Here is a 24,612-nt window from a genome sequence, read left to right as displayed (position 1 = left end):
AACAAAGTGGAGCTCATGAACGATAGTGAATAACCCAAAAATGAAAAGCCCATCCGGCTTGAGGATAAAAAACAGCCCGTCTGGCTTGAAGACAATACAAGTATTTCATTTCCGTCGCAGTAATCCATCTAAACCAATCAACAAAAACAGTTGCGACGAGTTATTGCAGAACCCAGTAACCCAGGGCGGCGGTCGCTTCGCGCCCTTCCCCTGGGCTAGAATGATCTTTGCCCTTCAGGCAATATTTATAGAAACCAACTCCAATTTGTTGCAGTAAGTGTGACATCCAAAAATTTGTTGGCCCCCATAGATGAAAAAGTCGTTAAGAACAGAATTCCATGAACGAGGTACGAGTGAATATTATTCTGTTTAGACTTTAAATCGTTATGGGTAACTAAATTTTTGGCGTCTAGATCTTTTGGTTCTTTTATAGCAATGATAAAAGAACAGCCCGTCTGGCTTGAAGACAAAAAACTCTATTATAGCCCTCTCCCTATCGGATGCAAGAAAGCTTTTTTAAGCAGAATTAAAATCAATCTGAAATAAAGAAATTAAAACAGGAACTAAGAAACACTTTAAGTTTTGATTTTCGAACCTTTTCTACTTTTTCACTATTCAAACTTTTTAAGACTTTCAAAAAAAAGCCTGACCAGTAAACTGATCAAGCCTTATTTTGAATTGATGTAATGAACTACCTGTTAAGGCATTCTTATTGATAAGCCTAAACTAATAAAAAAATCCGGGGAAACCTTACTCAAGCCAATTCCAGTGGAGAAGTCCAATTGTAAATCCTCTGTAACTGCATAAGTAAGTCCTCCATCCCATCGATGATCATTTTTACCTTCTCCTGGCAAATAGCCATACAATTCTGCATATGCTCCAAGCTTATCTGATAAAGTCAAACCGATAACTGCGGCATACATCCAAACCGCATAATCTTGTCCTTCCACACCACTCCAGGTCACACCAAGATTACCACCGAGAGACATAGCATCGTTTATGCTATAATCTGCATTCAATCGAATATCTGCTCCAAGGTTTTCATGCTCAAAAGCCGAAGCTCCCGATTTGGGAACCGAAAAAGTAGAAAGAAGCGCCAATTGAGGATGATTGCCCTCACTCTCTTCAAGTAATAAGAATTTTCCACCTAGTGTTAATGGACCAAAGCCTGTTTCATCAATATCCAGGCCATCCATGGAATAATAAAAGCCTAGATATTGAACCCCTAGTCTTAATTCAATGTTTTTAACCAATCCATATCGCAACAAAGTGCTGTTGAAAGTGACAAAATCAATATCGGAACTCACTTTTTGGAAAGCAAATCCCGATTCTATCTGAAATCCTCTTATGGGCATAACACTCGCCGATTCAGCCTGACTTGGCCTATCAGTCACCATAGGATCTTTTTCCTGGGCAATTAACATTCCACTCAACATTACGAATAATGTTAATACAAATATCTTCCTCATTAAAATAGAATTACAATTGGTCAACACCTCTAATCTTCCTGAAAACTTGCAATGCAATTTCGAGCCTTTGCTTCATGCTCTTCATCCACAAAAAGATCTACATTGTCAGGTGTTCCACCCATTCCTACCAATGTACCGGAACTAAATTCATCTTTCCACAAAGAAGGAATCCCTACTTCCTCCAACCTCTCCTTATAATATTTTACATCAACTAATGATCCGGTAAATACGCAAACTAAATTATTTCCATCAGTCATAAGCTTAGATTTAATTGTTATGTTTCTTTCTAAGATAGAGAAATTCCCAATATGATCCTATTTTAATAGACTGAAAAAATTAAATATCAACTACTTTTTGGAATCGAAAAAACAACAAATCCGAAACAATTAAAGCTATCAGCACTAATTACCACAAATCATTTTTATGAGAAACGTACATTTTACATTATACCTATCAAAAATTCACATTTTTAACCAATACTAATTATAATCCCTTCTGGTTTTTATTTATTGTGATTAATTAAAGAGTTGCAAATAAATAGGAGTGATTTCTCATCTCCTAATTTATTATAATTTTATGCATATGTAAAAAAGATATTCGTCGATTAAAAAAACACAATAATCAAGCATAAAGCATCTTTTAAATCCCAAAAACAGAAACTGTTCAAATTCTTAAAGAATTTTTAATTAATATTTCTTTACATCAATCAGAAAAACTATTTTAGAGGGTGAATAAACAACTCCAAAATGAGTAAACTCAAAAACAAAACAATCCTGGTTGTAGAGGATGAAGAATTTAACCGCATCTACTTCGAAGAATTACTTCATCAAATTAATTGTAAGGTAATTGTTGCAAGCAATGGTGTGGAGGCAATTGAGCTGTGCCAAAAGAATGCAAAAATTGATTTGGTGTTAATGGATATTAAAATGCCATTGATGAATGGTTATGAAGCAACAAAAGAAATCAAAAAAATAAGACCAAATCTTCCAATTATTGCTCAAACTGCATTTGCTTTGCTGGGTGATAAGAAGAAATCATTAGACAATGGTTGCGATGATTACGTTGCCAAACCAGTAAAAAAAGATGTTCTAATTAAATTGATTAACAAACATCTTCAATAAAAACTCAAAATCTACAACAATTTAAGATTTTATAACATTCTTACTCTTGTAATTCAGACAAAAAAGTATTTTATTTATTTACTGTCTGAATTTTAAGAGCTAAGGGTGATATGAGAAGAAAGATTAAAAGCGTATTTATAGTGTTGAGCATAGCAATTGTGATTATTGCAGGTGCATCAATCTTCCTTCTCCAAAAAATGCGATCTACCTTTAATGATCAAAAAGTAATTGACGAATTACTCACTCAAAATGTTATTCCAAAAACAGAATTTGTAAGTTTTGGGAATTACTCCATCCACACCAAATACATTGGTGACTTATCACTTCCAAAAGTATTATTTATTCATGGCTCTCCTGGATATTGGTTTGATTTTAAAAAAGTATTTGCTGATGTCGATTTGAGTAAGCAATTCAGTCTGATCTCATTCGATCGACCGGGTTATGGAAAAACAAGTGTTCCTGCCATGGGAAGTTTGTCAAACCAGGCCAGAGTAGCTGCAAAAGTACTGGAGCATTACCTGCAAAAAGATAAAAAGTCAATTGTATTGGGGCATTCGTTTGGAGGTGCTGTATTGGAACAACTTTTAATTGATTATTCGGATAATATAAAACACGCCATTTACGTAGCACCATGTTTGTCTCCTGAATATCAGGAAGCCAAATGGTACAATATCTTGGCTACAGGAGGTATCCCACAAAGAATATTACCTCACGAATTGAAAAACAGCAACAAGGAAATGCTGGACCTATCGGAATGTCTAATAAAAAATGAATCGCGTATTTCAGCGATTGATATTCCAACAACTTATATACAGGGCAAGAAAGACATTTTGGTTCCCTTTAAAACCCTGCATTATTATCAAAAATATCATAGCAATATCAATTCCATTTTATTGGAAGATTTGGATCACTTCGTACCTTGGTCACGACCCGATCTAATTGTTGAAACCATTAAAAATGTGAATCAGCAAACAAATTAGTAATCAAATTGAAAAGATATGAAACAAGCAATAATATTAATTGGTATATTCATTTTTACAGCACCTAAGCTAAACGCACAAAAAGCAATGACAAAAGACAAATACAACACCCTTACCGAAGCAGAGAAAAGGGTAATAATTCATAAAGGAACGGAATATCCCGGTACGGGAAAATATTTAAAGAATAAAGCTGAAGGGGTTTACACCTGTAAGCAGTGCAACGCAGCATTATACAATTCATCCGATAAGTTTGAGTCGCACTGTGGCTGGCCAAGTTTCGACGATGAAATTGAAGGTGCTGTGAAAAGAATTCCTGATGTCGATGGCAGGAGAACAGAAATTGTTTGCGCCAATTGCGACGGCCATTTGGGACATGTTTTTCTTAACGAAGGATTTACAGAAAAGAATACGCGCCATTGTGTAAACAGTATTTCATTGAATTTCATCCCCAAAGAAGAGTTAAAAGAGAAATAAAAAATACGGAACAGTTACATGGAAAGAGTTTTCTTCGGAAAACTCTTTTTTTTGTATCTGATTAATGTAAAAAAAAACATACCTTCGCGAAATGAAATAATATTTCACACCATCATCTGTTTGTTGTGAAATTTTTAACTTTTAATTGTCGGTATTCATACATATTTTCCAATTTTCAGTCTAGCTTGATAATAAAAATATTGTAAGTTTACCATTAACATTTTACTATTAACCAATTAAACTCTATTGCGATGAATCTAAATTTTCTTGAGATCGTTTCCGCCTCTATGGTACTTTTTGCAGTTATCGATATTATCGGATCTATCCCAATTATATTAGATTTAAAGAAAAAAGGTGGACGAATTGAAGCTTTAAAAGCAACCCTGGTAGCCTTAATCGTATTGATCATCTTCACATTCCTTGGAGAAAAACTTTTGGGAATTTTTGGTGTCGACATTTCAAGTTTCGCCATTGCAGGTTCTATTATTCTATTTATTATGGGAGCCGAAATGGTAATGGGAATTGAAATTATAAAATACGATGGACCAAGTGGTGTTTCAATTGTTCCCATTGCTTTTCCTTTGGTTGCAGGTGCAGGATCGTTTACAACGGTTTTGGCATTGCGTGCTGAGTATGCTGTGGAAAACATTGTTGCAGCCATTATTCTGAATCTGGCCTTTGTTTACCTGGTACTAAAATCAACCAATCTGGTAGAAAGAGTTCTTGGTGATGGTGGAATTCACATTCTTCGTAAAGTATTTGGCATTATTCTTTTAGCAATTTCTGTGAAACTATTTATGACAAACATAGCCATTCAAATTCACACCTTATTCCCATTTCTAAAAGAAGCTATACAACATCCATAAACAAGTTTTATTAATAATGTTCTTCTGCTAACTTTGCAAGTGATAATGACTGAATAACTTGCGAAACAATGCATGATATAACACTTATTCAAATTGTACTTTGCAGCATTGTAATTCTATCTGCAGCATTCATTAAAGGGATGACTGGTTTTGGATTTGCACTACTTGCTGTTCCTTTTCTTTCGTTGATATTTCCAATGCAAGTTTTGGTTCCGGCAATGAGTTTGTTCAATCTGATAACCAGTCTGGTCATTCTATTCAAGCTACAGGAAAAAATAAAGGCAAAGCTGTTTATTCCAATGTTTGTGGCAAGTTTGGGAGGAATTCCACTGGGAGTTCATGCCCTTGAATTTGTAAGCAGTGAGAACTTGCGCTTGATTACTGGAATTTTGGTCATTATTTTCTCAATTAGAATGTTGGGTAAAGTACGCTTAGCCAAACGCTTTCGCAGATATCCAATTGTTTTCGCTGGTTTCGTAAGTGGAATTCTTGGCTCTTGCATTTCGGTTGGCGGGCCTCCGCTGGTAATTGCCATGAATCGAAAAGGTTACTCCAAAGATCACTTCCGTGGTGTTTTTGCCTGGTTCAGCACATTCTCTTCTTTCTTTACCACTGCTGCTTTTGTAATGAAAGGAATGATTGAAACAGAATCGGTAAACCTGGCTTTGTTTTGCTTACCGATTCTATTCTTTGGATCACATTTGGGCTCAAAATTTTCGGGTAAGGTAGAGCCTGAAAAATTTCGAAAAATGGTAATTGGAATCAATATCGTTACAGGAATATTTATTGTGGTTTCCACATTAATTCACCATTAATACCGATTATTAATTTGTATAAGCCAATAGTGCGCTCACTTCTAATGCCTAACAAATTAGATATCGGCATTATACCAAAACTATTCGATAGCTTAAAATCGCTCTCTGTTTTTTATAAATGGTATAACAATCCAAAGCTGACAAACTATTCTGCAAGAGAATAAAGCAATTTGATTTCCTCTGCCCAATTGTCTGAATCTGGTGTTTCAAGAACCATTGGAATCCCATCAAATCGACTATCATTCATTAAACATTTAAAGGCATCCAAACCGATGAAGCCTTTTCCAATTAGTTCGTGGCGATCCACTCGAGTTGCCAATTCCTTTTTAGAATCATTCAAGTGCATTCCTTTTAAGTAGTTAAAGCCGATGATTCTTTCAAAATCATCAAATACTTTTTGAAAACCTTCTGCCGAAGAAATATCATAACCTGCAGTAAAAGCATGACAGGTATCAATACAAACTCCTACCCTTTCCTTGTCTTCCACTTTATGGATGATTTCTGCAATTTGCTCGAATGTAAAACCCAAATTACTTCCTTGTCCTGCTGTATTCTCAATCACAGCACAAACACCACTGGTTTGATTCAAGCTAATATTTATCGATTCTGCAATGGTAGCCAAACACTCATCAAGCGATACTTTCTTTAAATGACTTCCGGGGTGAAAGTTTAGTCGATTCAATCCCAATTGCTCACATCTTTGCATTTCATCCAAAAAGGCAGCTCTTGATTTCTCCAGTGCTAAAAGATCCGGATGACCCAAATTGATAAGATAACTGTCATGCGGAAGAATCTGCTCAGGACCAAAAGCATACTTTTCACAATTTGCTTTGAATTCCTGAATATTCTTCTCTGTGAATGCTTTTGCATTCCACTGTCGTTGGTTCTTGGTGAACAAAGCAAATGCCTTTGCTCCTATTTTATTAGCATTAATGGGTGCATTTTCAACACCTCCCGCTGTACTTACGTGTGCTCCTATGTATTTCATCTCTTTCCCTTTCATCTTATTTTTCCTAAATCACCACAAAATTGCATAATACCGCAATGATTTTGAAATTAAAATGGCATAAAAAAACTCACGAAAATTAATCCGTGAGTTTCTTCTTATATCAGTTTGTTCTACATCTCAAAATCTTCGGTATCAACTCCTCCGTTGCTCCCTCTCGAACCTCTCTTTTTCTTGTAGTTATTAATCTTGTAACTCAAGTTTAAACGGAATGATGGATAATCCATTTTGAACTGAGAAGATGTATAGAAGTCAGGTCCAAACACTTCGCTTTCATGCTTGAATGTTCCAAACAAATCTCTCATTGTTAATGTTGCTGAAAGCTTACGTTTGAAAAAATCTCTTTTGATTGCCGCTGTTGCCATAACAAATCCTTCTCGCTTTCCCTGGGCCCAATCGGTTGGAGAACGGTAGTTAATATTTAATTGAAATCTTGTTACCGGATTAATAATAAAAGTCATATTATTCCTCAAACTCCAATTGTAACTCTCCGTTGAGAAATCCTGAACCACCATCTCTCCCTGGGTATTTTCCGTAGTAAAATCACCTTCTTCCTTATAATAATAGACGGTACCAATTAAATCGTTTTTAAACCATTTGGCAAAAGTCAAATTCAATGTAGCTTCCAAACCGGTAGAATAATCTTTACCAACATTTTCAGGAGTGCTAACCATTATACCATCCTTATCCAATGCTTTTACCCTTTCCAATTTGTTATCAGTACGTTTATGATATATCTCAAAAGAAATAGCCTGATCACCAAATCTCTTCATGTATCCTAACTCATATGAATCAATGTACTCCGGCTTTAAGTCCGGATTACCTGATCTTGCATTAAATGCATCAGTATTTGTTCTAAAAGGCTCCAGATACCATCCACGTGGTCTTTGAATTCGTCTTGTATAACTTGCCATGATTTGATTCTTTGAACCCAAATCAAACTGCGTATGGATAGTTGGAAAGAAATCCCAACGTTTTATTGTGAATTTATCAGGATTGTTGTCAAAGGTAATTTCACGATCAGTATACTCCGTTCTAAATCCCAGCTGATATCCAAACTTACCAACTGTTGAAGCATAAGTGGAGTATACACCATGAACTCTTCTCTTGTAGCTTACATCATGATTGTTAATCAATTCATACAAACCGTTATCCGGGTTAAAGTTTTTTTGCATGGTTATGGCATCACTAGATCTTATCTGACCTTGATACCCCATTTCAAACTTGCTGTCTTTCCCTAATGGTAAAGTATAGTCCGATCGAAATTCCCAACGTTCCCCGGGCCCCTCTTCAGTAGAAATTTGTCCACTCATTAGCTCAGTACCCGTCTTTAATTCATTTGTAGATATCTCATCACCACTTCCTCTGCGAGAAAAAGTTACCTGATTTGCCCATTGATGTCCTTTGCCTTTAAACTTCCTGGTATACGATAAATTGGAATTGATAAAACTCATATCACGACTCCAAAAATCTTTACTGTCATAAAATTCAGAATCTTCCCCTTCCAGGTATTCTTCATAATCCAGATTAGATTTTCGTTCCATTTCCCTGTTACCCAATCTAAATCCAAAAGAAAGCTGGTTCTTCTCATCAATGTCATAATCAAAGCCTGTACGAATTCCATATGCTAATCTCTCTCGCTGGGTATCACCATCCGACAAAATATGCTTCGTAATTCCATCAATCGTATTTCTTCTTACCGACTCGGTTGATCCGTTAAAACCTCGTTTCCCATAATCAATACCAAAATTCAGATTCAGTTTTTTCTTTCGATAAGTAAGTAGAATGTCTCCTCCATAATTGTTTTGAGTCCCTAAATTTAAATTGGCTACTCCGGCAATTCCATTGGATTTGTTCTTCTTGGTGATTACATTGATAATACCCGCAGTACCTTCCGGATCGTACTTGGCAGAAGGGTTGGTAATGATCTCAATATTTTCAATCATGCTGGCAGGCATTTGTTCTAAAATATCCGCAGCATCCAGAATGGAAGGTTTGCCATCCACCAATACGGTAAAGTTCGAACTTCCACGCAAGCTTACATTTCCTTCTATATCTACACTAACCGATGGAACATTCTCCAACACATCAACGGCATTACCACTTGCTGCAGTAATTTGTCGGCTCACCGGAATTACTTTCTTGTCGATTTGATATTGAACAGGAATTCTTTCCGTAGTAACGGTAACCTCATCCAAAGCCTCGGTAGACTGACGAAGAGAAACCGTTTTAAGATCGATCACTTTGCGTTTTTTACTAATGGGGATATTTCTAACCGCAGCTTTGTTGTAACCAATAAAAGATACTTCAATAAAATAGCTGCCTGGTTTTAATTTCTTTAAGGAGAAAGCTCCTTTTGCATCGGTAATGGTACCATCAATTAAAGTTGAATCTGTCATGGAGTAAACCGATACGGTTGCATATTCTACAGGAATTTCCAATGCCTGATCTTTCACAACTCCTTTGATAATTCCCCCTTGAATTTCTGGTTTTACAGCAGGTTCAACTGCTTTTGAAAACATTGCCAAGCAAACAAAGCTTAACAATAGTAATAATCTATTCATGTTAGTAGGTTAAGTTTTTTTTATGTCCAAACAAACATACGATTCCTTAGCGGATAAACATGCACTCATCTAGTTTTTTAGATATTTATTAACATTTACCCGACGAAACAAATGCCTGTTTCGACCTTATGTCGAAGTATAGACACACAAACTACCAAAAGGTTTAATCTACCTTTTAAAAAAAAATGAGATTTTTTTTGAGTAACTGATAACTGCTAACCGACAACCGAGAACTGATAACTGATAACTGATAACTGATAACTGAAAAGAATCTCACCATCTTCCAATGGCTTCCATTCCTTGCTCTTTGCCAAGTTTGTAATCCTTATCCAGAATCTCTTTGTCTTGAGTGAAACGCTTGGTAGAAAAAGAATCTGCCGGACAGATATCAATAATTTCCACACCTGCAGGAGGATGATTGATCAACTCAATGGTTTGATTGTAGGTATCAGGGCGTTTTTGAATGGCTTTTGCCAAACCCGGATGTTTTCTGAACAGAAATCGTGACAACTTATTTTCATTTCCATTCTTCATGCGATAATCACTCTTTCTCGATCGGATGACCATGATTCTGCTAGCACCCTTTTCAATGGCACGTTCAACGGGAATGGGAGCTGACACTCCTCCATCTGCAACAATTTCACCATCCACTTTCAGAAAATTACGATAGAACAAAGGTACAGAACAACTGGCCTTCATCACATCGCTCAAATTCTCGGGAGTAGCTTGAATAAACCTGGAGCTGCCATCGCTATTGCGGGTAATTCCGATTTCGAAGTCAATATTTCTTTTGAAAAGCGAATCTGCATTTATGGGCAATTCCCTTCCGGTGATATCCCAGGACCAATCCAGATCCATTAAATGTCCACCGCGCAAGAATTTCTTCCAGCTAATGTATTCCGGTCGCAAAGAGTAATCGGTAAAAACCTTATAGTTTCTTCCATGCTGATTTGCCAGATAGGCAGCAGCATTAATCGAACCTGCCGATACGCCAATCACCATATCGAAAGGAAGAAAGGACTGCTCCATGAAAGCATCCAATACACCAGCGGCAAAAATACCTCTCATGGCTCCTCCTTCAACTACCAAAGCGGTTTTACCAGAATCTTTTTGCATCCTACAACTGATTTAACTTCTTACGAATCACTTTTTCTGCCTCATCAGTAATCTCAGCAGCCGATTTCCCTTCCGTTTCAATCGGAGTCAAAATGCTGTATTTTACTCTCTGTCCAATGCAAAGCGGAAACATTCCCCTGCGCTCTATCTTGTAATTTCCATCAACGGCAAAAGGCACAATCAGCGCATTCGGAGCAGCATCAAGAAGGGTTTCAATCCCTCCCGATTTGAATTTTCTCATCTTCCCGGTTTTGCTTCTGGTTCCTTCCGGAAAAATACAAGCAGCATAATTCTTCCTGGCAATCAATTTACCCAATTTGTGAATCTCAGGAATTGCCTGTGCCCGGTTCGTTCTATCAATTAAGGCAGCACCACTATGACGCAGGTTGTAGGATACACTTGGAATATTTTTGGCCAGCTCTTTTTTGGAGATGAACTTTGGGTGGTACTTTCTAAAAATCCATGCAATGGGAGGAATATCGTAGGTTCCCTGGTGGTTTGATACAATGATTAAGGGACGATCAGTAGGCAGATCTACACGTCCCTCGTAGGTAATTCTTACCCCAAGAATGCCCACCAAACGCATCAGGAAAAAATTAAGAACATCCACAGAATTCTTGTGCGCTTTGTAGCCAAACAGCTTTAAACTAATCACCTGAATTGGGTGAAAAATAACAAGCAGCAAGAAAAATAAGATGTAGAATATTGTAGTTAGGATATATGATAAAATCTTGGTCATTGTTCTGTGTTGATTAAAATTCACCACAAAAGAACAAAAAAATCATGAACGGATGAATATCGCTTTAAAGTAATTCAACCACAAATTGCACCAATTACACAAATGTAAATGCTACAATTTTTCATCCCAGTAGGAATTATACTTGCCAGCCACTAAAATAATATCCTTCCTAAAGTGACATATTCACGATCTCCACCCGGCTCATCGGGGCATTGAAAGGGGAAGCTTCGCACCGAAATAGAGTTTGTAAGCATTTGAGAAATAAAAAGTTGGAACCACACCACTTGAACAAAGTGTTGCAAAGGCAAATAGTCACCCCATGACAAACCAAAAAACCATGGAACACAATGTTTAGATCGAGTCCTCCATTCTCTCTCTAAAATTGTAGAATCCATGGTTAAATATCGTGTACGATAAATCTTACAACAGCTCGAAGCGCAATTGCACCGAGTATTCCAATTTTATCTTCTGGAAATCCAAATCAGGGCTTTTCATTTTTGCCAAAGAGGAAGTTCCTCTAATTCTTATGGCTGTATTGGCATAATCATTTCTGTAATGAGTGGTATTTTCGTTGATGTAAATGGCCTTACCCACCTTCTGTCCAATGGCTTCGGCTAATGCTTTGGCCTTTTCTTTTCCGGCTTTAATGGCATTCACCTTTACTTGCTGGCGGTACTTTTCAATCTCAGAATGATCTACTCTAACAATATTGACATTGGAAATTTTAATCTTCTCCAACTCTACATAAACCTTGGCAAGGGTATGAGAATCGTGAAGCAAAAGCTCAAACTGTTTTGCTTTAAGAACATTTGCTCCTTTAAAAAAGTGAAATTTTAAATTGCTGCTGAAATCGGAAACCGAAAGTTGTTTTTCAAGATTTACACCTGCTTTTTCCAGAGCTACAAACATTTTCTGCTCCAGTTGCTCAATGCTCTCCTTGTTTTTGGTATCCTTCTCGTTTAAAACAATATTCAGATAAATTTCATTGGGAACAACTTCCAATTCGGCTACACCCTTTACCTCTATGTAGTTCTGATCGATAAAATTCTTTTGGGCCTGTGCACTTAAATTAAAGCCAATAAACATGGCAAAAACAATAACAATTATACGTTTCATGTGCGTTGTATTTTATGTGAGTTTTTATTTTTCAATATGGCTTACACATCACATATTGTGCCAAACAAGGAGTAGTTCAGCATCAATTTGAAGGTGCATCGTGAAAAAAACCACCAATAAAAGACCAATTTATCTTTTATTAAATTTTTCGTATCTTTTTGATACCAGTATATCAACCATCTACCAATTGTATTCGACATGAAAAAAGCCATCATTTGTTTCCTATGCCTTATTGCCATTCATTTCACATATGGACAAAACCAAAATCTTTCTCTGGAAATTGTAAATGGAATCAGTTTGCCCCATGGCGATTTTAAAGATCTAGTTGAAGATGGATTCAATAACGAATTGTCGGTTAGCAAGAGTTTTTGTCCCAAACTATCATTGGCAATGGGGGTAAAACATTCCTCTTTTAATGTTAAAGAAGAGTTTGGACAGACAGGAGGCAGTCGCAAACAATTCAGAAGCCTGGGTTTCGACCTTGGTCCTCAGTTTAGTTTTGGCAGCGATAAACTATCGGTAATATTATATGGACGAACAGGTATAAGCGTAAACAGCACACCTGAAATTGCACAACAACAGCCCAATACCGATATCACTACCTGGAGTCTGAAACAGCAAAGCATTAAAGCCTTAAGTGCACGTATTGGCGCAAAAGTGAATACCGAACTTTGCAAGGGAATACAGTTGTTTGTGAGTGGTGAATATGCCACTGCATTAAATGGAGATGTAAACTTCTACGCCAAAGACATTTCGAAAGCCACGGGTGCCGATGGGAGAATTGATCCTGATTTGGCAAGCGAAATTCCCACAACAAGCAACAGTTTTAATTTCAACAGCCTGAATGTGAATTTTGGTGTAAGCATTAGCATTGGAAAACTGGGCAATCATCCCAATCTAAGGAGTTCAAATCCTTTGTACCAGGGCAATCAAAACAAAGGAGAAAATCCCATGTACCAGGAAAGAGGACAAAACAACAATCCATTGTATGAGCAATCGGGACAGCAGGGAAATAATCCCATGTATGAAGGGGGAATAAGTGGTGGCGGTGGTCATGTCGGGCAAACATCGGGAAGCAAAGCACAGGACTACAATTCGAGCCGTAGCAATATCTCAACTGTCAAAGAAGACAAGAAAGAGGAAGATGACCAAAAAACGGTAGATGCTCAGGATTACAATTCAAGCAGAAGCAATAATATAAATGCTGCCGGAGGTGATCCAAACCAGGGAGCTACACGAGCGCAGGACTACAATTCGAGCCGTAGCAATACTACTTCCGCCAAAGAAGACAAGAAAGAGGAGGACGACCAAAAAACGGTAGATGCTCAGGATTACAATTCAAGCAGAAGCAATAATATAAATGCTGCCGGAGGTGATCCAAACCAGGGAGCTACGCGAGCCCAGGACTACAATTCGAGCAGAAGCAATACATCCTCGGCGATGGATGTTGATGATGCCATTCGTGAATCGATGTTGGCAAAAGAGAAAAGGCAAATCAAGCGAAAGCTCCGTAAAGAAGAAAGAAAAAGATTGCGGGAAGCAAAAAAGCGAAGAAAGCTACAAGCAAATAAAGTTTACTAGACGACTTTTTGGTTCTTGTGTGTTATTTTTCGTGCCTTACTTAAGTATGGTGAAAAAGATATTGAAATCATATGAGCAATGACAGCCCTGCTTGCTATCGGCAGCAAGATCCTTTTTGCCATTGCTCATACAAAATCTTATGCCGGCTTATTTATAATCATCTTTCTTTTTAAAGCAAAGGGCTTCTCCTTTGTCTCCATTTTTTAAATCGGTCATCTCTATATGAAAGATATTGTAATTCTTATTCGCTGCTTCTGATGGCAGATCCACATGCAATAAATAAGCATAACAAATTCCATCAGAAACATACTCTTTCACTTTTTCCTTCATGTTCACCTTAACAGGATGTCCGTTTATCTTTACAATTACCTCTAGCTCCTCGGGAGGCGGACAAAGATCTACGAAGTCCAGATCCTTGCCTGGTTCAGAAAAGCCTCTTGTTAAACTCATAGGTCTGCAGTAAATGGTATAGCCAGGATGCGCTCCTTGAACCCTGAAAACATTTACTCCATAAACTTCAAGTCTGTGATATTTAACATTTAAGACCATATCTTCCTCGGCAATAAGATTCCATGCCCAAAACTCCAATCTTTGATCGTCTTTTGGTAAAGTGGATCCTGCAACCGGATACTCCGACATTTTTAATGAAGCCAAAGCAAGGTACTTCCCTTTCGAAACTCTTAAACAGTAATGTCCATTCTTATCGGTTAGGGTTTCGTAGGCAGTTTTAAAATTCGGGTGTTTTATTTCTACAAGAGCACCGTCAACAGGCTGATCTTCAAAATCGCTTACCATTCCTGAAATGGTAATCGAATCGCTTTGAGCATTCCCCTGCAAATAGATCAAACAGAATAGAAATAGAAAAACAGATATCTTTTGTCTCATACTTATTGTTATTTAACGTGAGTTCCATATTATGACGCATAAACCATCCACACAGTTACACTCAATGCAGCATAATGTTTAAATAATTTCAATATGATGTAAAAATCACTTCTCTTTCCGTTTTCTGTAAATTCATGTTCTGCTGATTGTATATTCCTGGAATTCTGAAGCATCAAGCTGCAAGAAGGGAATACAATTGAATTGCAAAGCAGCATATACTTGGAGCTAAAAAACAAAAGGTCGCTCCCCAGCGACCTTCATACACAATAACCCAAATGTTAAATTGAATGATTTAAACATTTGTTTCTTAAAATAATAACAATTCAAAATTAAAAAAAATTGAACATTATAAAATTAACAATTAATAGATTAAAAATCAAGACATAATACAATATATTTTAGATTTGCTCAAGCTATTTTTAAAAAAGCCTTAAGGATATAGTGGATGTTGAAATAACAGCCCGCTACTGCAGCAGCAAGCAGTTATATGATCCTGATATTTTATGGTACCACAAAAGATACAGCATTAGCTGAAGTAGCATTCAAATTCGGAAAAACTTTCCTGTTCAAATCAGGATCATCATATTCATTGCTCCAAAATGAATCACCATATGCTTTCACATAAACGGTTTCACCCGACGAAAAACCAGCACTGATTAAATCACTTTTACTGAGAGTAGTTTCAAAGGGATTTATTTGCGAAATAAGTCCCGGAGAATGATAGGCATAGTTTTCATTGCTAACATTTGAATCGCTACCAAGAAAATACCGAACATATCGACGGTTGCCATTACTTCCTGCAGGATCTGTTGTGATGGCAAGAAGAATGTCTTCTCCACTTGTGTTTACTTGCAGATCGGTAATTTGTGTGCTGGAAACTTCTCCCAACGATGGTGCTTCTGTAATTATTGTTGAAGAACCTGTGTTTCTGTGTTCGATACCAAACTTTTTAAAGGTTCCAAAGCCTGTTTTCGTATAAACAAGCGTGTAGGTTCCAAAAGGAACATCTGCCAAAGTATAATTGCCGTTGACATCTGTATTTGTAGAAATAAGAGGTGAGCTGCCTTCAATTTTTACAGTCATATCTGAGTTATCAATTTGCCTTACTCCTTCGTCATACAAATTGACAGAGCCAATGATATTCGCATTGGTAATAGGTTCCGGAGTTTCATCACTACTTGAACTACAGGAAGTGAATGCCAGTAAAACAACTAAAGTCAAATAACTTAATTTCATAACATCTCGTTTTTAAATATGCTTTTAGGTAAGGGTTTGGTAGTAGATCTTGTCACTAGTCTATCAAGATGTGAGCATGTATTCTCATCTGTTGGGCTATGAATACCATTAAAGATAATGTATTTCAGATGATTAAATGAATTATTCATTTAAATTTTTCATGTTCGTTTCATTCTCCTGCATTGTCTATCTTCCTGCCAGGGAGCTTCTTTTTTTAAATGGAATACGATAGAATCACACCAACAAGAAAGCACAAGGCTTATACATTAGCCTGTTTGGTTTTAATTCTCTTCCCATTTAGATATTCAATAAGTCTTCCAAAAATGAAAACAAAAAATGCTATGATTCCAGAAAATATCAATCCGCTTACAAATGAGAAATTCCTGGCTGTATCAGCAATCACTTTGTGCATGGCTTCTTCCTGTTCAGGCGTGATTTCTTCTCTGCTAAAGAATCCGTTTCCATTCAAGTCATATTTTTGCAGATCCAATTTTAATGAAATATCAACAAAAGTTGATCCTCCAACAATCAGAAGGTAAAATCCAAAAAAGATACTTACACTTATCCAAAACCATTTCCTTTTTCTATTGGCAAATAACGCTTTGCGCTTAAAAATTATTATGCCCAAAATCAAAATGGAAATTAAACCTGGAACAATTAAATGATATGGCAAACTTATTTCGTTCATTTTCTTCAGTTTGTTATTCTCACACTCATCAAAATATATGCTTGCAGATAGATTATATGACAGTTCCTTTTTTAGGAATCGTACAGCAGCAGAACTTATTTATTTTTATTATATAATTCCGTAATATTTTTAGAACAAATCAAATCCATATTTAATTTTATCTTTTCAATATTCCAATTCCACCACTTAAGCTCTAATAACATAGCAACTTCTTCTTCAGAAAATCTTTTTCTTAATGGTTTAGCAGGATTTCCACCAACAATAGTATAAGCATCTACATCTTTTGTTACTATCGCCCCTGTCGCTATTACTGCACCATCTCCAATATTAATTCCTGGCATTATAATCGCTTCCGCACCTATCCAAACATCGTTACCAATAACTGTATCTCCAACTTTTTTATATGCATCTTTCGCTCCTTCAAAACCTTGGTAAAAAAAAGGAAAAGAGCTTATCCAGTCATACCGATGACCTTGGTTTCCTGCCATCATGAATTTAACACCATCAGCGATTGAGCAAAAACTACCAATTCTCAATTTATCTACATCTTCTCTATCTGGCATCAGGTATCTGGCACAATCATCGAAGGAATGTCCACTATAATAACCAGAGTAATAACTGTAGTCGCCTACAATTATATTTGGGTTAGTAATTTGTTCTTTAAGCTGCTTACCCGCAAAAGGGGATTCAAAAAAATTATTTTCATTCATACCTTCTTAAATTAATCTATTTTAACCCCGACCATTATCAAAAATCACACCAGAATTACAATTAATAATATTTTACTTTAATAACAATAACGATTGGAATTAGTGATGCTAGTAATACCACACAACGAAAAATTGTGTGACCAGGCAGCTTGTATTATAATTCTTGCTTAAGTAATGGAGCGTATAGAATCGTGTTCCAACAAATCTTATTTTGTGAATTCTTTGATAATCTCAGCTTTTGATTTATCCTTAAACTGATCAATAAGCATTGAATAATTCTCATAATCTCTTAATTCTTCAAAATCTTTCACATAGCTCTGATCCTTGACAAATTTCTTAGCCAATGCTCGATTTAACTTGTTGGCATTAATGTATTTTTTCTTTTCCGGATTATTAATTCTTGCCGTGTAAATGGCAATGCTTTTCCGATAATAGCTCATTGCTTTCTTACGATTAGCTTGTTGTTCGTTTAAAAGTCCGGCAAAAAACCAGGCCTCAGCCAAATCAGGCTTTTTCTTAATTACAATCTCACTTTCGTAAAGAGCCTTGTCGTATTCTTTTTGATGCAGATAAATTTGAACTTTATTGGAGTGTGGCACATGATACCTTTCATCTATCTCAATTGCTTTGTCATAAAGAAGCAATGCACTATCATATTTACAATTTAGAGATAAGTTTAAAGCTTTTTCATTTAGCTCTATCGCCCTGGGATTGTATTCTGACTTTGGTTCCCCTGAACAACTGATTAAACAAACCGCTATCAATAATAAATAGAAATATTTCATGTTTGCTATTTTATATTTAAATCCCCCTGGCACGCAAAAGAATGCGCGGTAGCCGGGAATATTATCTAGTCCAAATACTTATCTCTCAATAGAATTGATATCCAGAGGATGAATGTCATCCGAAGTATATGGAATTCCATCCAGGCCAACAGAGAATAAGTCAAATCCACCTTCTGATAATTTATAATAGAACAAACTATCACCTTTATAATCCTCCACCATATGCAATATAGGATCCTTAATGGTCAAGTGATTATTGACCAACAAAACATCATTTAAACTTTCAGGATATTCTCCATATTTGCATTCATAATGATTAATTTCTCTTTCAATTTCACTCAACAGGTAATGATTCGTCTTTATTCTAAGCTCATCATATACACCTCCCCTATGCTCAAAACCAAAATAATAGAGAGAAGAATATGTGATTATTGTGAACAAGATTCCTGATAATCCAAGAATGAATACCAATTTTAATCTTCCGAAATTAATTAAACTTATTAAAATCGATATTGTACCAAACAGTACTCCAAACATTGGTATGAAACTTAAACCACTAAAAATAACAAGTCCTATTGGAGCATTTTTCTTTGTATATGTTGCCTTATTGTCTATTTTAATTTCGTTTTGCATCTTGCTGAATATTCTTATTTCACGTCCATAAAATCAACCACCAAAGCTCTTATTCTAGGGTGTATAAGGCAATGCATTTACCGACTTGGAATTTCTAATAAATATTAAGGCATCATACCCCTCTGAAAGTTTTCGCTTGCAATAGTTCAAATCGGAATTGTTATCTTTTACATATGCACCACCTGCCCTTCTAGACCAGCTTGTGTTATTAAGCAATGCTGCCAGTTCTTCGGGTAGTTCTTTATTTTTAAGATTTAAAACAAAGTTTTCATAAGGAGCACCTGCAAAAGTGCGATCAATACAATCATTTTTGGGCATACCCGCATCGCAAGGGCAGGATTTCTTTTTTTCATGATCATATGCGAAATATTCTCCTGTAAAGAATCCAAAGCCAAACGTATAATAATGATCCGCAAAATAATCCTTTAGATGTGCTCCCATGGGCTTCTGCTTACTGTTATCAGAATGCTCGGCTATGTGTTGGTTGTGAGCCCATACAATCATTTTTCTTCCTTCCAGCTCCTGAATTTTCCTACAATTTTCGGCCATATACCGATCACGCTTCCCTGAAAATGAAGCCACAATTTTACTTGTCCACGTAACATCCATACACTGCTCCAACACCCGGATGGTAAACTTCAACCTGTCATTAGAAGAGTTCAGGGCAATCTCATTCAAATGAGCAAGTAAGTGCTTCACCTCTTTTTTCTCACGCTTGCTCATTTTCTTTCTTACATTGTAATTAATCAAATCATCCAGAGTCTTTTCTGTCTCATCATCCAGCAGATTTGATTTTTTTAATTCGGAACGAATATATGTGGAAGAAATACGAGCCCATTGCATATCACATCCATAAACTTTTACTTTGTCGCTATCACTTCTATTCTCATTAAATGATTTCATCCATAGTAACATATCACGCACTTCCTGAGTTCTCCATGCCCCCAGCCAATTTCTTGATAAAAGGGTTTCAATAGAGTGCTCGCTGTTTCCGGCTACGAATTCATTAATCAAATGCGTACTTGCATAGTCATCTTCAATTACAAATACCCTAAAATCATGTTCTTCTACCAAATATTGAATCAATCGATGTTTGGTGGTAAAAAACTCCCTGCTTCCATGAGTTGCCTCTCCAAGTGCTATGATCTTTTTGTCCTGAATCAGATTGTCAATTGCAGACAGGTCTGAATTGTTCTCACAATTTGCTTCCGTTGATAACAATTCTGAAACAAAAGGCGTAAATGTATCATCCCATTTTATTTGGGATTTTGCTGTTATCAATAAACAAAAGTATGCGATAAGGAAAATTAGAATTCTTCTCATTTCAATATTGGTTTAATCTATTTCACAAGCAGTAAAACATCAATCAAGGACCTACTCTTTTACAAACGTCACAATTCCCTCTATAAGTCCGGATTTCAAAGGCAATTCTGGATTGTTATAGGTTTGAAAATTCTTCATTCTATCGGCTTCTGCTTCTTTCAAAACATGATTCATCCCTTCAACAATCAGTTTTTTGACTTTAGGATTTGCTTTTGCCAGCGCCTCAACATCCTCCACTTTTACCTGAATATCTGTGGTCCCCTGCACCAATAAAACAGGACAACTTACTTTTGTGATTTCCACGCTTGGATCGTACTTCATCCAGGATATCATATAAGGCTGAACACTTGGGCGGAACAAGGCAGCTAAAAAAGCCGGAGTATCCTCAACCAACTCTCCTTTTTCCAATTTTGCCAGTATGGGTTCCGCCTGTTGCAGTACAACGGGTGGTTGTGCCTTTAATTGCTTTCTGATGATATCGCCAGCAGCAAATCCCGGACCCGCTACAGAAATGTACTTGCCCACCTTCATGTCCTGAATTGCGATCATTCCAATGGTTGATCCTTCGCTATGCCCCAATACAATCACCTCCGAAAACCTGCCATCCTTTTGCAATTTGGCAATCCACTCTTTCACATCCTGTATGTAATGCTCAAAACGCAAATCTGCCTCACTCACCATGGCGCCTTTGCTTTCGCCAACTCCTCTTTTATCGAAACGCACACTGGCAATGGAATGCTTAGCCAGGCCCTCTGCCAACATTTTCAAAGAATTGTTCTGCATCATGGCATTGTTCCCATTCCTGTCGGTTGGTCCAGAACCTGAAATCATTAGTACCACAGGAAGCTTTTGATCGCTTTCAGGCAAGAGCAAACTGCCTTTAAGCTCACCGGTTTCAGTTTGTAAATTGTAAGCTTCCTCTTTTTGTTGTGCCGACAATTGCAATGCAAATAATATTGCAAGAGCGATGAATTGTAATTTTTTCATTGTGTGTTTTATTGTTGTATTTTATATGCGATTGCCCCTTCCAATACATACACTTACCTTATAGTGATGGCCCGCAATAGAATTGCCCACCAGTAGGGAGAACTAGAAATTTACTGATTTCTCTTTCGATAATTATCATAAAACTTAGCAACTGAGAAAGTAGAGCTTAGCATGAGAATGTAAAAAATCAAATGTTCTTTTCTCCAAATGATTTCTGTAAATAAATCCGTTATTACCATCGTTAGCAATACCATTGAAAAAATCCAAATCCCAACAATTAGAATCACTTGCTTTAATGATGGATTGTAAAAGAAATTGTCATTCCTCATTTTCATATCATTCATTTTTACTATGTGTGATTGCATTAAAGCCAACTTGTATCTAAATACAAGCAGTTGCATTTATTTTTATATTTTGATTTAATCCTCCCGCTACTCCATGAATGGAACACGATGGTATCCATTACTAGTGCGAGTTCACCTCCAGTGAAAATTTAATCGCATCGAGTCTTAAGGCTTGGTTCTGCTCTGTGATACCGATTATGAAATTACATTTGCATCATATTCACCATCACAAATTTGCTCTCCCGCAAAGCTTTAACTGAACAATTGAAAGCCGGAGAATCCACAATGAACAAATCACCATTGCTTAGGGTGGCTCCATTAATTTCAATGCATCCTTTGTAAAGGAAAATGAAATTGATTTTTCCATCCATATCAATTTGTTGTTCGGTATTTTCCGAAGGCTTAAAGCCTTTTACTTTCCCTTTGCTGCCCGATTTGCACATCAGGTTAAAATCGGTACATCTCCCTTTCGATAGAGTGTTCCACTCACCACTAAAATGATCCGAATCCAAGGCTTCCAAAAGCTTGGTATGATGATTTTCATGCTCCAGTTTCATTTGCCCATCAAGCACCATCAGTATGCGCTCCACTCCCGGCAATGGAGTAAAGCTAGATTCTTCGATTTCTACCGTAGCACTTGATATCCTAAAAAGGAAATCGCCTTTTTTGTACTCAGAGCCCTCTGGAAAAATATACAATTCGGTAGTCTCTCCTCCAGCCCACTTGCTTGTGAGGTGCTCTTTTTTAATTTGATATTGATTCACTTTACGTTCTTTTAAATCCTTGACTAAAAACACTTTTTTGTACTAATCCCTTCATGTGACTACAGTAGCACGCGAAAGGTTCCGTACAATAGCTAGAGTTACCCTTTCCCAATCAACTCTTTTATCAATAATACATTTTCTCTATTCTTCCCATTGTCGAACATTGTTGTTTTTAGAACAGGTTTACTTTCTATTTTTATATTTTCTCCCAAGTCGCTTATTATGATTTTTTCTCCCCAAGATGACCATGAAGTTTTAGTTTTTCCAATAACATTTGAGCCTTTGATTTCAATTTTCCATTTATTGATTGCTTCATGATGATTCATTAAATCATAAATTTCCTGAATAGAATTTTCTTTGATTATGTAATCGCATTGAGAAACTTTGAAATCCTCTTCTGTCAATTCATTCTTTCCATATTTTCTCATTGCTCGTTTGTGCGCTGTCACCGTTGCCCATGACATAAATCCTCCAAAGAAAACTCCTTGAAAAACTTGTCTCCATAAATTTATTTTCTCTTCATCAATATATTCCCACAAGGTCATAATTAAACCGAAAATAATTCCATAAATAAAAAATGATTTCAAATAGAGCTTTGTTGTTACTTTCATATTATTCAATTTAGTCCATTTGTTTATTTTCTCCTTGCTCATAACGGCTGGCAATATGCGGAGGCTGGGAATGCGAAGCAGTCTCCTGTCGAACCGTTGTGATTCTGAGTAAATGTACAAAGGCTTAAATTGGCTACATCGCCCAGCTTACGTATATTGCGTGTTGTAGGGCGTTTTTCCTTAGTCATCACTTGGTTTACTTAAATCAATCACGTGATTATCTATCTTATAAGTTTGTTTTCGGAATATGTATGTAAAATATGATATTATTTTGTCCATTTCCTTATAGTAATTTTCAATCCGTTTGTTTTCTCTTTTCCAGTATTTCTTTTCTTTTATTTTACACCTTATGTTCCAAAAGCGACAGTTAAATGTTGCCATCGAGTGTCCTGTAATATATACAAACATTGGAATTTCACCCAAATCTACTATTGGTTTATCATTGGGTATGTTGGTTATAAATAAGTCATAATAACTTAAGTAATTAATTTTCAATGTGTCATTTGAAGTCAAATCTGAAATCCTAATTTCAAAATCGCCATTATTATCAGCAACACAATGATTATCCTTGTCAAACCAAATTTCGGTATGTTCCATAGGAAATAAAGACTGGTAGTCAATTATTTTCCCTTTAATCAGTATTTCTTGCGACCATGATTTATTGAATAAACAAAAAAGAATGATAGTGATGAATAATTTAATTCTCATAATTTGGGTCTTTTTATAATGTTTTCTTAGTCCCTTTGCTTTTTTATTTAATGCTCTTGTATAATTCTGAATCACTTATAATATTTTCGATAATGATCTTGTCAACCGTTTTTAAATCAGTCATATTACTACCAGAATCAATCCACTTAATCAATTTTTCTCCATTGAAATAAAATCTGTTCTCAAGTACTTTTTTATCAGCCCCATTAAAATCGTCTGACCATTTTGGATTTTTGTAATCAATCTGGGTTTTAAAGACAAAAAACAATGAGTTATTTTTATAATAATACTCTGAAATTAAATCTTGTCTATCTCCATTAAAATTCACAACTGCTTTTTTAATCTCACCATTATCATAATATCGAATCAGGTTTATCATTGCTAATCGATATATATCTTCGCTCTCATAAGAGTAATTATCTGGATTTAAATCTTTGTAAACATTAATATCATTATTCTCAACCTTTGTATAAGAATCAAGCGATTTGTTTATCAAATTATACTCATTTCGTATCTGCTCAATCAAATCCGTGTTTGAAAATCCAGTAAATAATAATATTGATATTAGAATCAGTTTCATAATCGTTTTTTATGTGCAGTATGTTTCTTCAAATGCCCTACAACTAATTAGCATCAGCCATATTGTTGTTATTTTTCTAATATCTTTTCAAAAGTGGTTGTTATCACCCCAATATGGCAGGATAACAACACTTATTATGATGTATCTCAAATCAACTACACCATTTTCATTGGTGATAAATCAAATTTATAAACAATTATCTTCAATCAAAATATTTTACAGTAATAAATTTTAAGGGAAATAATCATCCTTTATTCCTGTGCTGGTGTTTGTGGGCTGTTCAAGGAAAAAAAGAGTTAATACTCGCGGCTTTCGCTCTTTTCAGGATCGGTCTTTGGTCGTACATCAAGTGCTGGAAGGAACAATTGTTTTGTTCCGTGTTGTCAACTGTCCTTTTTGTGTCATCCCCGACTTGCTCTGTGTCAAAAACAGACCTTTCTGTGTCATCCCCGAACCGTTTTGTGTCATAAACCGGGCTCTCTGTATCGTCCCCGCACTTTTTTATGTCGTC

26 protein-coding genes are annotated in these 24,612 nt (G+C 36.2%); 6 read left to right on the top strand and 20 right to left on the bottom strand.

Translation table 11 applies throughout. From position 1 onward, the window contains the following. Positions 1 to 698: 698 nt before the first annotated feature. Both NQ163_RS19335 and NQ163_RS19330 read right to left on the bottom strand, forming a co-directional pair. Positions 699 to 1,469 (bottom strand): transporter, encoded by a 771-nt coding sequence (locus NQ163_RS19335; RefSeq protein ID WP_268191967.1) that lies wholly within the window; start codon positions 1,467 to 1,469, stop codon positions 699 to 701. Positions 1,470 to 1,498: 29 nt separating this feature from the next. Further along, entirely contained in the window at positions 1,499 to 1,726 is a 228-nt protein-coding gene (locus tag NQ163_RS19330) for a putative signal transducing protein (protein WP_268191966.1), read from the bottom strand. A 489-nt stretch (positions 1,727 to 2,215) separates the two neighbouring features. On the opposite strand from NQ163_RS19330, the gene NQ163_RS19325 reads away from it, so the two are divergent. From NQ163_RS19325 to NQ163_RS19305, 5 genes are all read left to right on the top strand, one after another. Beyond that, on the top strand, positions 2,216 to 2,590 hold the full coding sequence (locus NQ163_RS19325; protein WP_120239947.1) for a response regulator: 375 nt from the start codon (positions 2,216 to 2,218) through the stop codon (positions 2,588 to 2,590). A 110-nt stretch (positions 2,591 to 2,700) separates the two neighbouring features. Continuing rightward, positions 2,701 to 3,570, top strand: a complete 870-nt coding sequence (locus NQ163_RS19320) for an alpha/beta fold hydrolase (RefSeq protein ID WP_268191965.1) — start codon at positions 2,701 to 2,703, stop codon at positions 3,568 to 3,570. A gap of 18 nt (positions 3,571 to 3,588) precedes the next feature. Beyond that, positions 3,589 to 4,044 (top strand): methionine-R-sulfoxide reductase, encoded by a 456-nt coding sequence (locus NQ163_RS19315; RefSeq protein WP_268191964.1) that lies wholly within the window; start codon positions 3,589 to 3,591, stop codon positions 4,042 to 4,044. A 251-nt stretch (positions 4,045 to 4,295) separates the two neighbouring features. Next, positions 4,296 to 4,910 (top strand): MarC family protein, encoded by a 615-nt coding sequence (locus tag NQ163_RS19310; RefSeq protein ID WP_120239950.1) that lies wholly within the window; start codon positions 4,296 to 4,298, stop codon positions 4,908 to 4,910. A 68-nt stretch (positions 4,911 to 4,978) separates the two neighbouring features. Further along, on the top strand, positions 4,979 to 5,725 hold the full coding sequence (locus NQ163_RS19305) for a sulfite exporter TauE/SafE family protein (RefSeq protein WP_268191963.1): 747 nt from the start codon (positions 4,979 to 4,981) through the stop codon (positions 5,723 to 5,725). 145 nt (positions 5,726 to 5,870) lie between these two features. On the opposite strand, the gene nfo is transcribed toward NQ163_RS19305, so the two are convergent. The 5 genes from nfo to NQ163_RS19280 form a co-directional block, all read right to left on the bottom strand. Further along, positions 5,871 to 6,713 (bottom strand): deoxyribonuclease IV, encoded by an 843-nt coding sequence (gene nfo / locus NQ163_RS19300; RefSeq protein WP_268191962.1) that lies wholly within the window; start codon positions 6,711 to 6,713, stop codon positions 5,871 to 5,873. A 131-nt stretch (positions 6,714 to 6,844) separates the two neighbouring features. Then, positions 6,845 to 9,295, bottom strand: coding sequence for a TonB-dependent receptor domain-containing protein (locus tag NQ163_RS19295; protein WP_268191961.1), 2,451 nt, complete (start codon positions 9,293 to 9,295; stop codon positions 6,845 to 6,847). A gap of 273 nt (positions 9,296 to 9,568) precedes the next feature. Further along, complete coding sequence (locus NQ163_RS19290; RefSeq protein WP_268191960.1) at positions 9,569 to 10,411, bottom strand: patatin-like phospholipase family protein; 843 nt, start codon at positions 10,409 to 10,411, stop codon at positions 9,569 to 9,571. A 1-nt stretch (position 10,412) separates the two neighbouring features. Continuing rightward, a complete protein-coding gene (locus NQ163_RS19285; protein ID WP_268191959.1) occupies positions 10,413 to 11,150 on the bottom strand; it encodes a lysophospholipid acyltransferase family protein in 738 nt (245 codons plus the stop codon). Between the two features lie 420 nt (positions 11,151 to 11,570). Continuing rightward, positions 11,571 to 12,266: an SIMPL domain-containing protein gene (locus NQ163_RS19280; protein ID WP_268191958.1), complete on the bottom strand. Its 696-nt coding sequence runs from the start codon at positions 12,264 to 12,266 to the stop codon at positions 11,571 to 11,573. Positions 12,267 to 12,464: 198 nt separating this feature from the next. On the opposite strand from NQ163_RS19280, the gene NQ163_RS19275 reads away from it, so the two are divergent. Beyond that, positions 12,465 to 13,847 carry a hypothetical protein gene (locus NQ163_RS19275; protein ID WP_268191957.1) on the top strand — a complete coding sequence of 461 codons (1,383 nt, stop codon included), beginning with the start codon at positions 12,465 to 12,467 and terminating at the stop codon, positions 13,845 to 13,847. Between the two features lie 147 nt (positions 13,848 to 13,994). On the opposite strand, the gene NQ163_RS19270 is transcribed toward NQ163_RS19275, so the two are convergent. The 13 genes from NQ163_RS19270 to NQ163_RS19210 form a co-directional block, all read right to left on the bottom strand. Further along, the gene (locus tag NQ163_RS19270) at positions 13,995 to 14,732 is read right to left on the bottom strand and encodes a carboxypeptidase-like regulatory domain-containing protein (RefSeq protein WP_268191956.1); all 738 of its coding nucleotides are present in this window, start codon (positions 14,730 to 14,732) and stop codon (positions 13,995 to 13,997) included. A gap of 501 nt (positions 14,733 to 15,233) precedes the next feature. After that, complete coding sequence (locus NQ163_RS19265) at positions 15,234 to 15,968, bottom strand: carboxypeptidase-like regulatory domain-containing protein (protein ID WP_268191955.1); 735 nt, start codon at positions 15,966 to 15,968, stop codon at positions 15,234 to 15,236. A 259-nt stretch (positions 15,969 to 16,227) separates the two neighbouring features. Further along, complete coding sequence (locus NQ163_RS19260) at positions 16,228 to 16,656, bottom strand: hypothetical protein (RefSeq protein WP_268191954.1); 429 nt, start codon at positions 16,654 to 16,656, stop codon at positions 16,228 to 16,230. Between the two features lie 95 nt (positions 16,657 to 16,751). After that, positions 16,752 to 17,366 carry a CatB-related O-acetyltransferase gene (locus NQ163_RS19255; protein WP_268191953.1) on the bottom strand — a complete coding sequence of 205 codons (615 nt, stop codon included), beginning with the start codon at positions 17,364 to 17,366 and terminating at the stop codon, positions 16,752 to 16,754. A 206-nt stretch (positions 17,367 to 17,572) separates the two neighbouring features. Beyond that, on the bottom strand, positions 17,573 to 18,151 hold the full coding sequence (locus NQ163_RS19250; RefSeq protein ID WP_268191952.1) for a hypothetical protein: 579 nt from the start codon (positions 18,149 to 18,151) through the stop codon (positions 17,573 to 17,575). A 78-nt stretch (positions 18,152 to 18,229) separates the two neighbouring features. Then, a complete protein-coding gene (locus NQ163_RS19245) occupies positions 18,230 to 18,784 on the bottom strand; it encodes a hypothetical protein (RefSeq protein ID WP_268191951.1) in 555 nt (184 codons plus the stop codon). A gap of 54 nt (positions 18,785 to 18,838) precedes the next feature. Continuing rightward, entirely contained in the window at positions 18,839 to 20,107 is a 1,269-nt protein-coding gene (locus tag NQ163_RS19240) for an erythromycin esterase family protein (RefSeq protein WP_268191950.1), read from the bottom strand. Positions 20,108 to 20,158: 51 nt separating this feature from the next. Further along, a complete protein-coding gene (locus tag NQ163_RS19235) occupies positions 20,159 to 21,094 on the bottom strand; it encodes an alpha/beta hydrolase (protein WP_268191949.1) in 936 nt (311 codons plus the stop codon). Positions 21,095 to 21,204: 110 nt separating this feature from the next. After that, positions 21,205 to 21,429: a hypothetical protein gene (locus tag NQ163_RS19230; RefSeq protein WP_268191948.1), complete on the bottom strand. Its 225-nt coding sequence runs from the start codon at positions 21,427 to 21,429 to the stop codon at positions 21,205 to 21,207. Positions 21,430 to 21,641: 212 nt separating this feature from the next. After that, positions 21,642 to 22,202, bottom strand: a complete 561-nt coding sequence (locus NQ163_RS19225) for a HutD/Ves family protein (RefSeq protein WP_268191947.1) — start codon at positions 22,200 to 22,202, stop codon at positions 21,642 to 21,644. Between the two features lie 98 nt (positions 22,203 to 22,300). Then, positions 22,301 to 22,813, bottom strand: a complete 513-nt coding sequence (locus NQ163_RS19220) for a hypothetical protein (RefSeq protein WP_268191946.1) — start codon at positions 22,811 to 22,813, stop codon at positions 22,301 to 22,303. A gap of 180 nt (positions 22,814 to 22,993) precedes the next feature. Further along, positions 22,994 to 23,521: a hypothetical protein gene (locus NQ163_RS19215; protein ID WP_268191945.1), complete on the bottom strand. Its 528-nt coding sequence runs from the start codon at positions 23,519 to 23,521 to the stop codon at positions 22,994 to 22,996. Positions 23,522 to 23,564: 43 nt separating this feature from the next. Beyond that, complete coding sequence (locus NQ163_RS19210) at positions 23,565 to 24,101, bottom strand: hypothetical protein (RefSeq protein ID WP_268191944.1); 537 nt, start codon at positions 24,099 to 24,101, stop codon at positions 23,565 to 23,567. Positions 24,102 to 24,612 lie beyond the last annotated feature (511 nt).

This window comes from Marinifilum sp. D737, from assembly GCF_026672275.1.
Taxonomy (GTDB): domain Bacteria; phylum Bacteroidota; class Bacteroidia; order Bacteroidales; family Marinifilaceae; genus Marinifilum.
This window is presented reverse-complemented; position numbering and strand designations above follow the sequence as displayed.

What these genes read in the sequence shown, in the direction of transcription:
- NQ163_RS19215 (WP_268191945.1), bottom strand. Translation starts at nt 23,521, where the DNA reads ATGAGAATTAAATTATTCATCACTATCATTCTTTTTTGTTTATTCAAT.
- NQ163_RS19235 (WP_268191949.1), bottom strand. Translation starts at nt 21,094, where the DNA reads ATGAAAAAATTACAATTCATCGCTCTTGCAATATTATTTGCATTGCAA.
- NQ163_RS19265 (WP_268191955.1), bottom strand. Translation starts at nt 15,968, where the DNA reads ATGAAATTAAGTTATTTGACTTTAGTTGTTTTACTGGCATTCACTTCC.
- NQ163_RS19310 (WP_120239950.1), top strand. Translation starts at nt 4,296, where the DNA reads ATGAATCTAAATTTTCTTGAGATCGTTTCCGCCTCTATGGTACTTTTT.
- NQ163_RS19220 (WP_268191946.1), bottom strand. Translation starts at nt 22,813, where the DNA reads ATGAAAGTAACAACAAAGCTCTATTTGAAATCATTTTTTATTTATGGA.
- NQ163_RS19240 (WP_268191950.1), bottom strand. Translation starts at nt 20,107, where the DNA reads ATGAGAAGAATTCTAATTTTCCTTATCGCATACTTTTGTTTATTGATA.
- NQ163_RS19270 (WP_268191956.1), bottom strand. Translation starts at nt 14,732, where the DNA reads ATGAGACAAAAGATATCTGTTTTTCTATTTCTATTCTGTTTGATCTAT.
- NQ163_RS19320 (WP_268191965.1), top strand. Translation starts at nt 2,701, where the DNA reads ATGAGAAGAAAGATTAAAAGCGTATTTATAGTGTTGAGCATAGCAATT.
- NQ163_RS19260 (WP_268191954.1), bottom strand. Translation starts at nt 16,656, where the DNA reads ATGAACGAAATAAGTTTGCCATATCATTTAATTGTTCCAGGTTTAATT.
- NQ163_RS19210 (WP_268191944.1), bottom strand. Translation starts at nt 24,101, where the DNA reads ATGAAACTGATTCTAATATCAATATTATTATTTACTGGATTTTCAAAC.
- NQ163_RS19325 (WP_120239947.1), top strand. Translation starts at nt 2,216, where the DNA reads ATGAGTAAACTCAAAAACAAAACAATCCTGGTTGTAGAGGATGAAGAA.
- NQ163_RS19230 (WP_268191948.1), bottom strand. Translation starts at nt 21,429, where the DNA reads ATGAAAATGAGGAATGACAATTTCTTTTACAATCCATCATTAAAGCAA.
- NQ163_RS19305 (WP_268191963.1), top strand. Translation starts at nt 4,979, where the DNA reads ATGCATGATATAACACTTATTCAAATTGTACTTTGCAGCATTGTAATT.
- NQ163_RS19250 (WP_268191952.1), bottom strand. Translation starts at nt 18,151, where the DNA reads ATGAAATATTTCTATTTATTATTGATAGCGGTTTGTTTAATCAGTTGT.
- NQ163_RS19315 (WP_268191964.1), top strand. Translation starts at nt 3,589, where the DNA reads ATGAAACAAGCAATAATATTAATTGGTATATTCATTTTTACAGCACCT.
- nfo (WP_268191962.1), bottom strand. Translation starts at nt 6,713, where the DNA reads ATGAAATACATAGGAGCACACGTAAGTACAGCGGGAGGTGTTGAAAAT.
- NQ163_RS19285 (WP_268191959.1), bottom strand. Translation starts at nt 11,150, where the DNA reads ATGACCAAGATTTTATCATATATCCTAACTACAATATTCTACATCTTA.
- NQ163_RS19275 (WP_268191957.1), top strand. Translation starts at nt 12,465, where the DNA reads ATGAAAAAAGCCATCATTTGTTTCCTATGCCTTATTGCCATTCATTTC.
- NQ163_RS19295 (WP_268191961.1), bottom strand. Translation starts at nt 9,295, where the DNA reads ATGAATAGATTATTACTATTGTTAAGCTTTGTTTGCTTGGCAATGTTT.
- NQ163_RS19245 (WP_268191951.1), bottom strand. Translation starts at nt 18,784, where the DNA reads ATGCAAAACGAAATTAAAATAGACAATAAGGCAACATATACAAAGAAA.
- NQ163_RS19280 (WP_268191958.1), bottom strand. Translation starts at nt 12,266, where the DNA reads ATGAAACGTATAATTGTTATTGTTTTTGCCATGTTTATTGGCTTTAAT.
- NQ163_RS19335 (WP_268191967.1), bottom strand. Translation starts at nt 1,469, where the DNA reads ATGAGGAAGATATTTGTATTAACATTATTCGTAATGTTGAGTGGAATG.
- NQ163_RS19255 (WP_268191953.1), bottom strand. Translation starts at nt 17,366, where the DNA reads ATGAATGAAAATAATTTTTTTGAATCCCCTTTTGCGGGTAAGCAGCTT.
- NQ163_RS19290 (WP_268191960.1), bottom strand. Translation starts at nt 10,411, where the DNA reads ATGCAAAAAGATTCTGGTAAAACCGCTTTGGTAGTTGAAGGAGGAGCC.
- NQ163_RS19330 (WP_268191966.1), bottom strand. Translation starts at nt 1,726, where the DNA reads ATGACTGATGGAAATAATTTAGTTTGCGTATTTACCGGATCATTAGTT.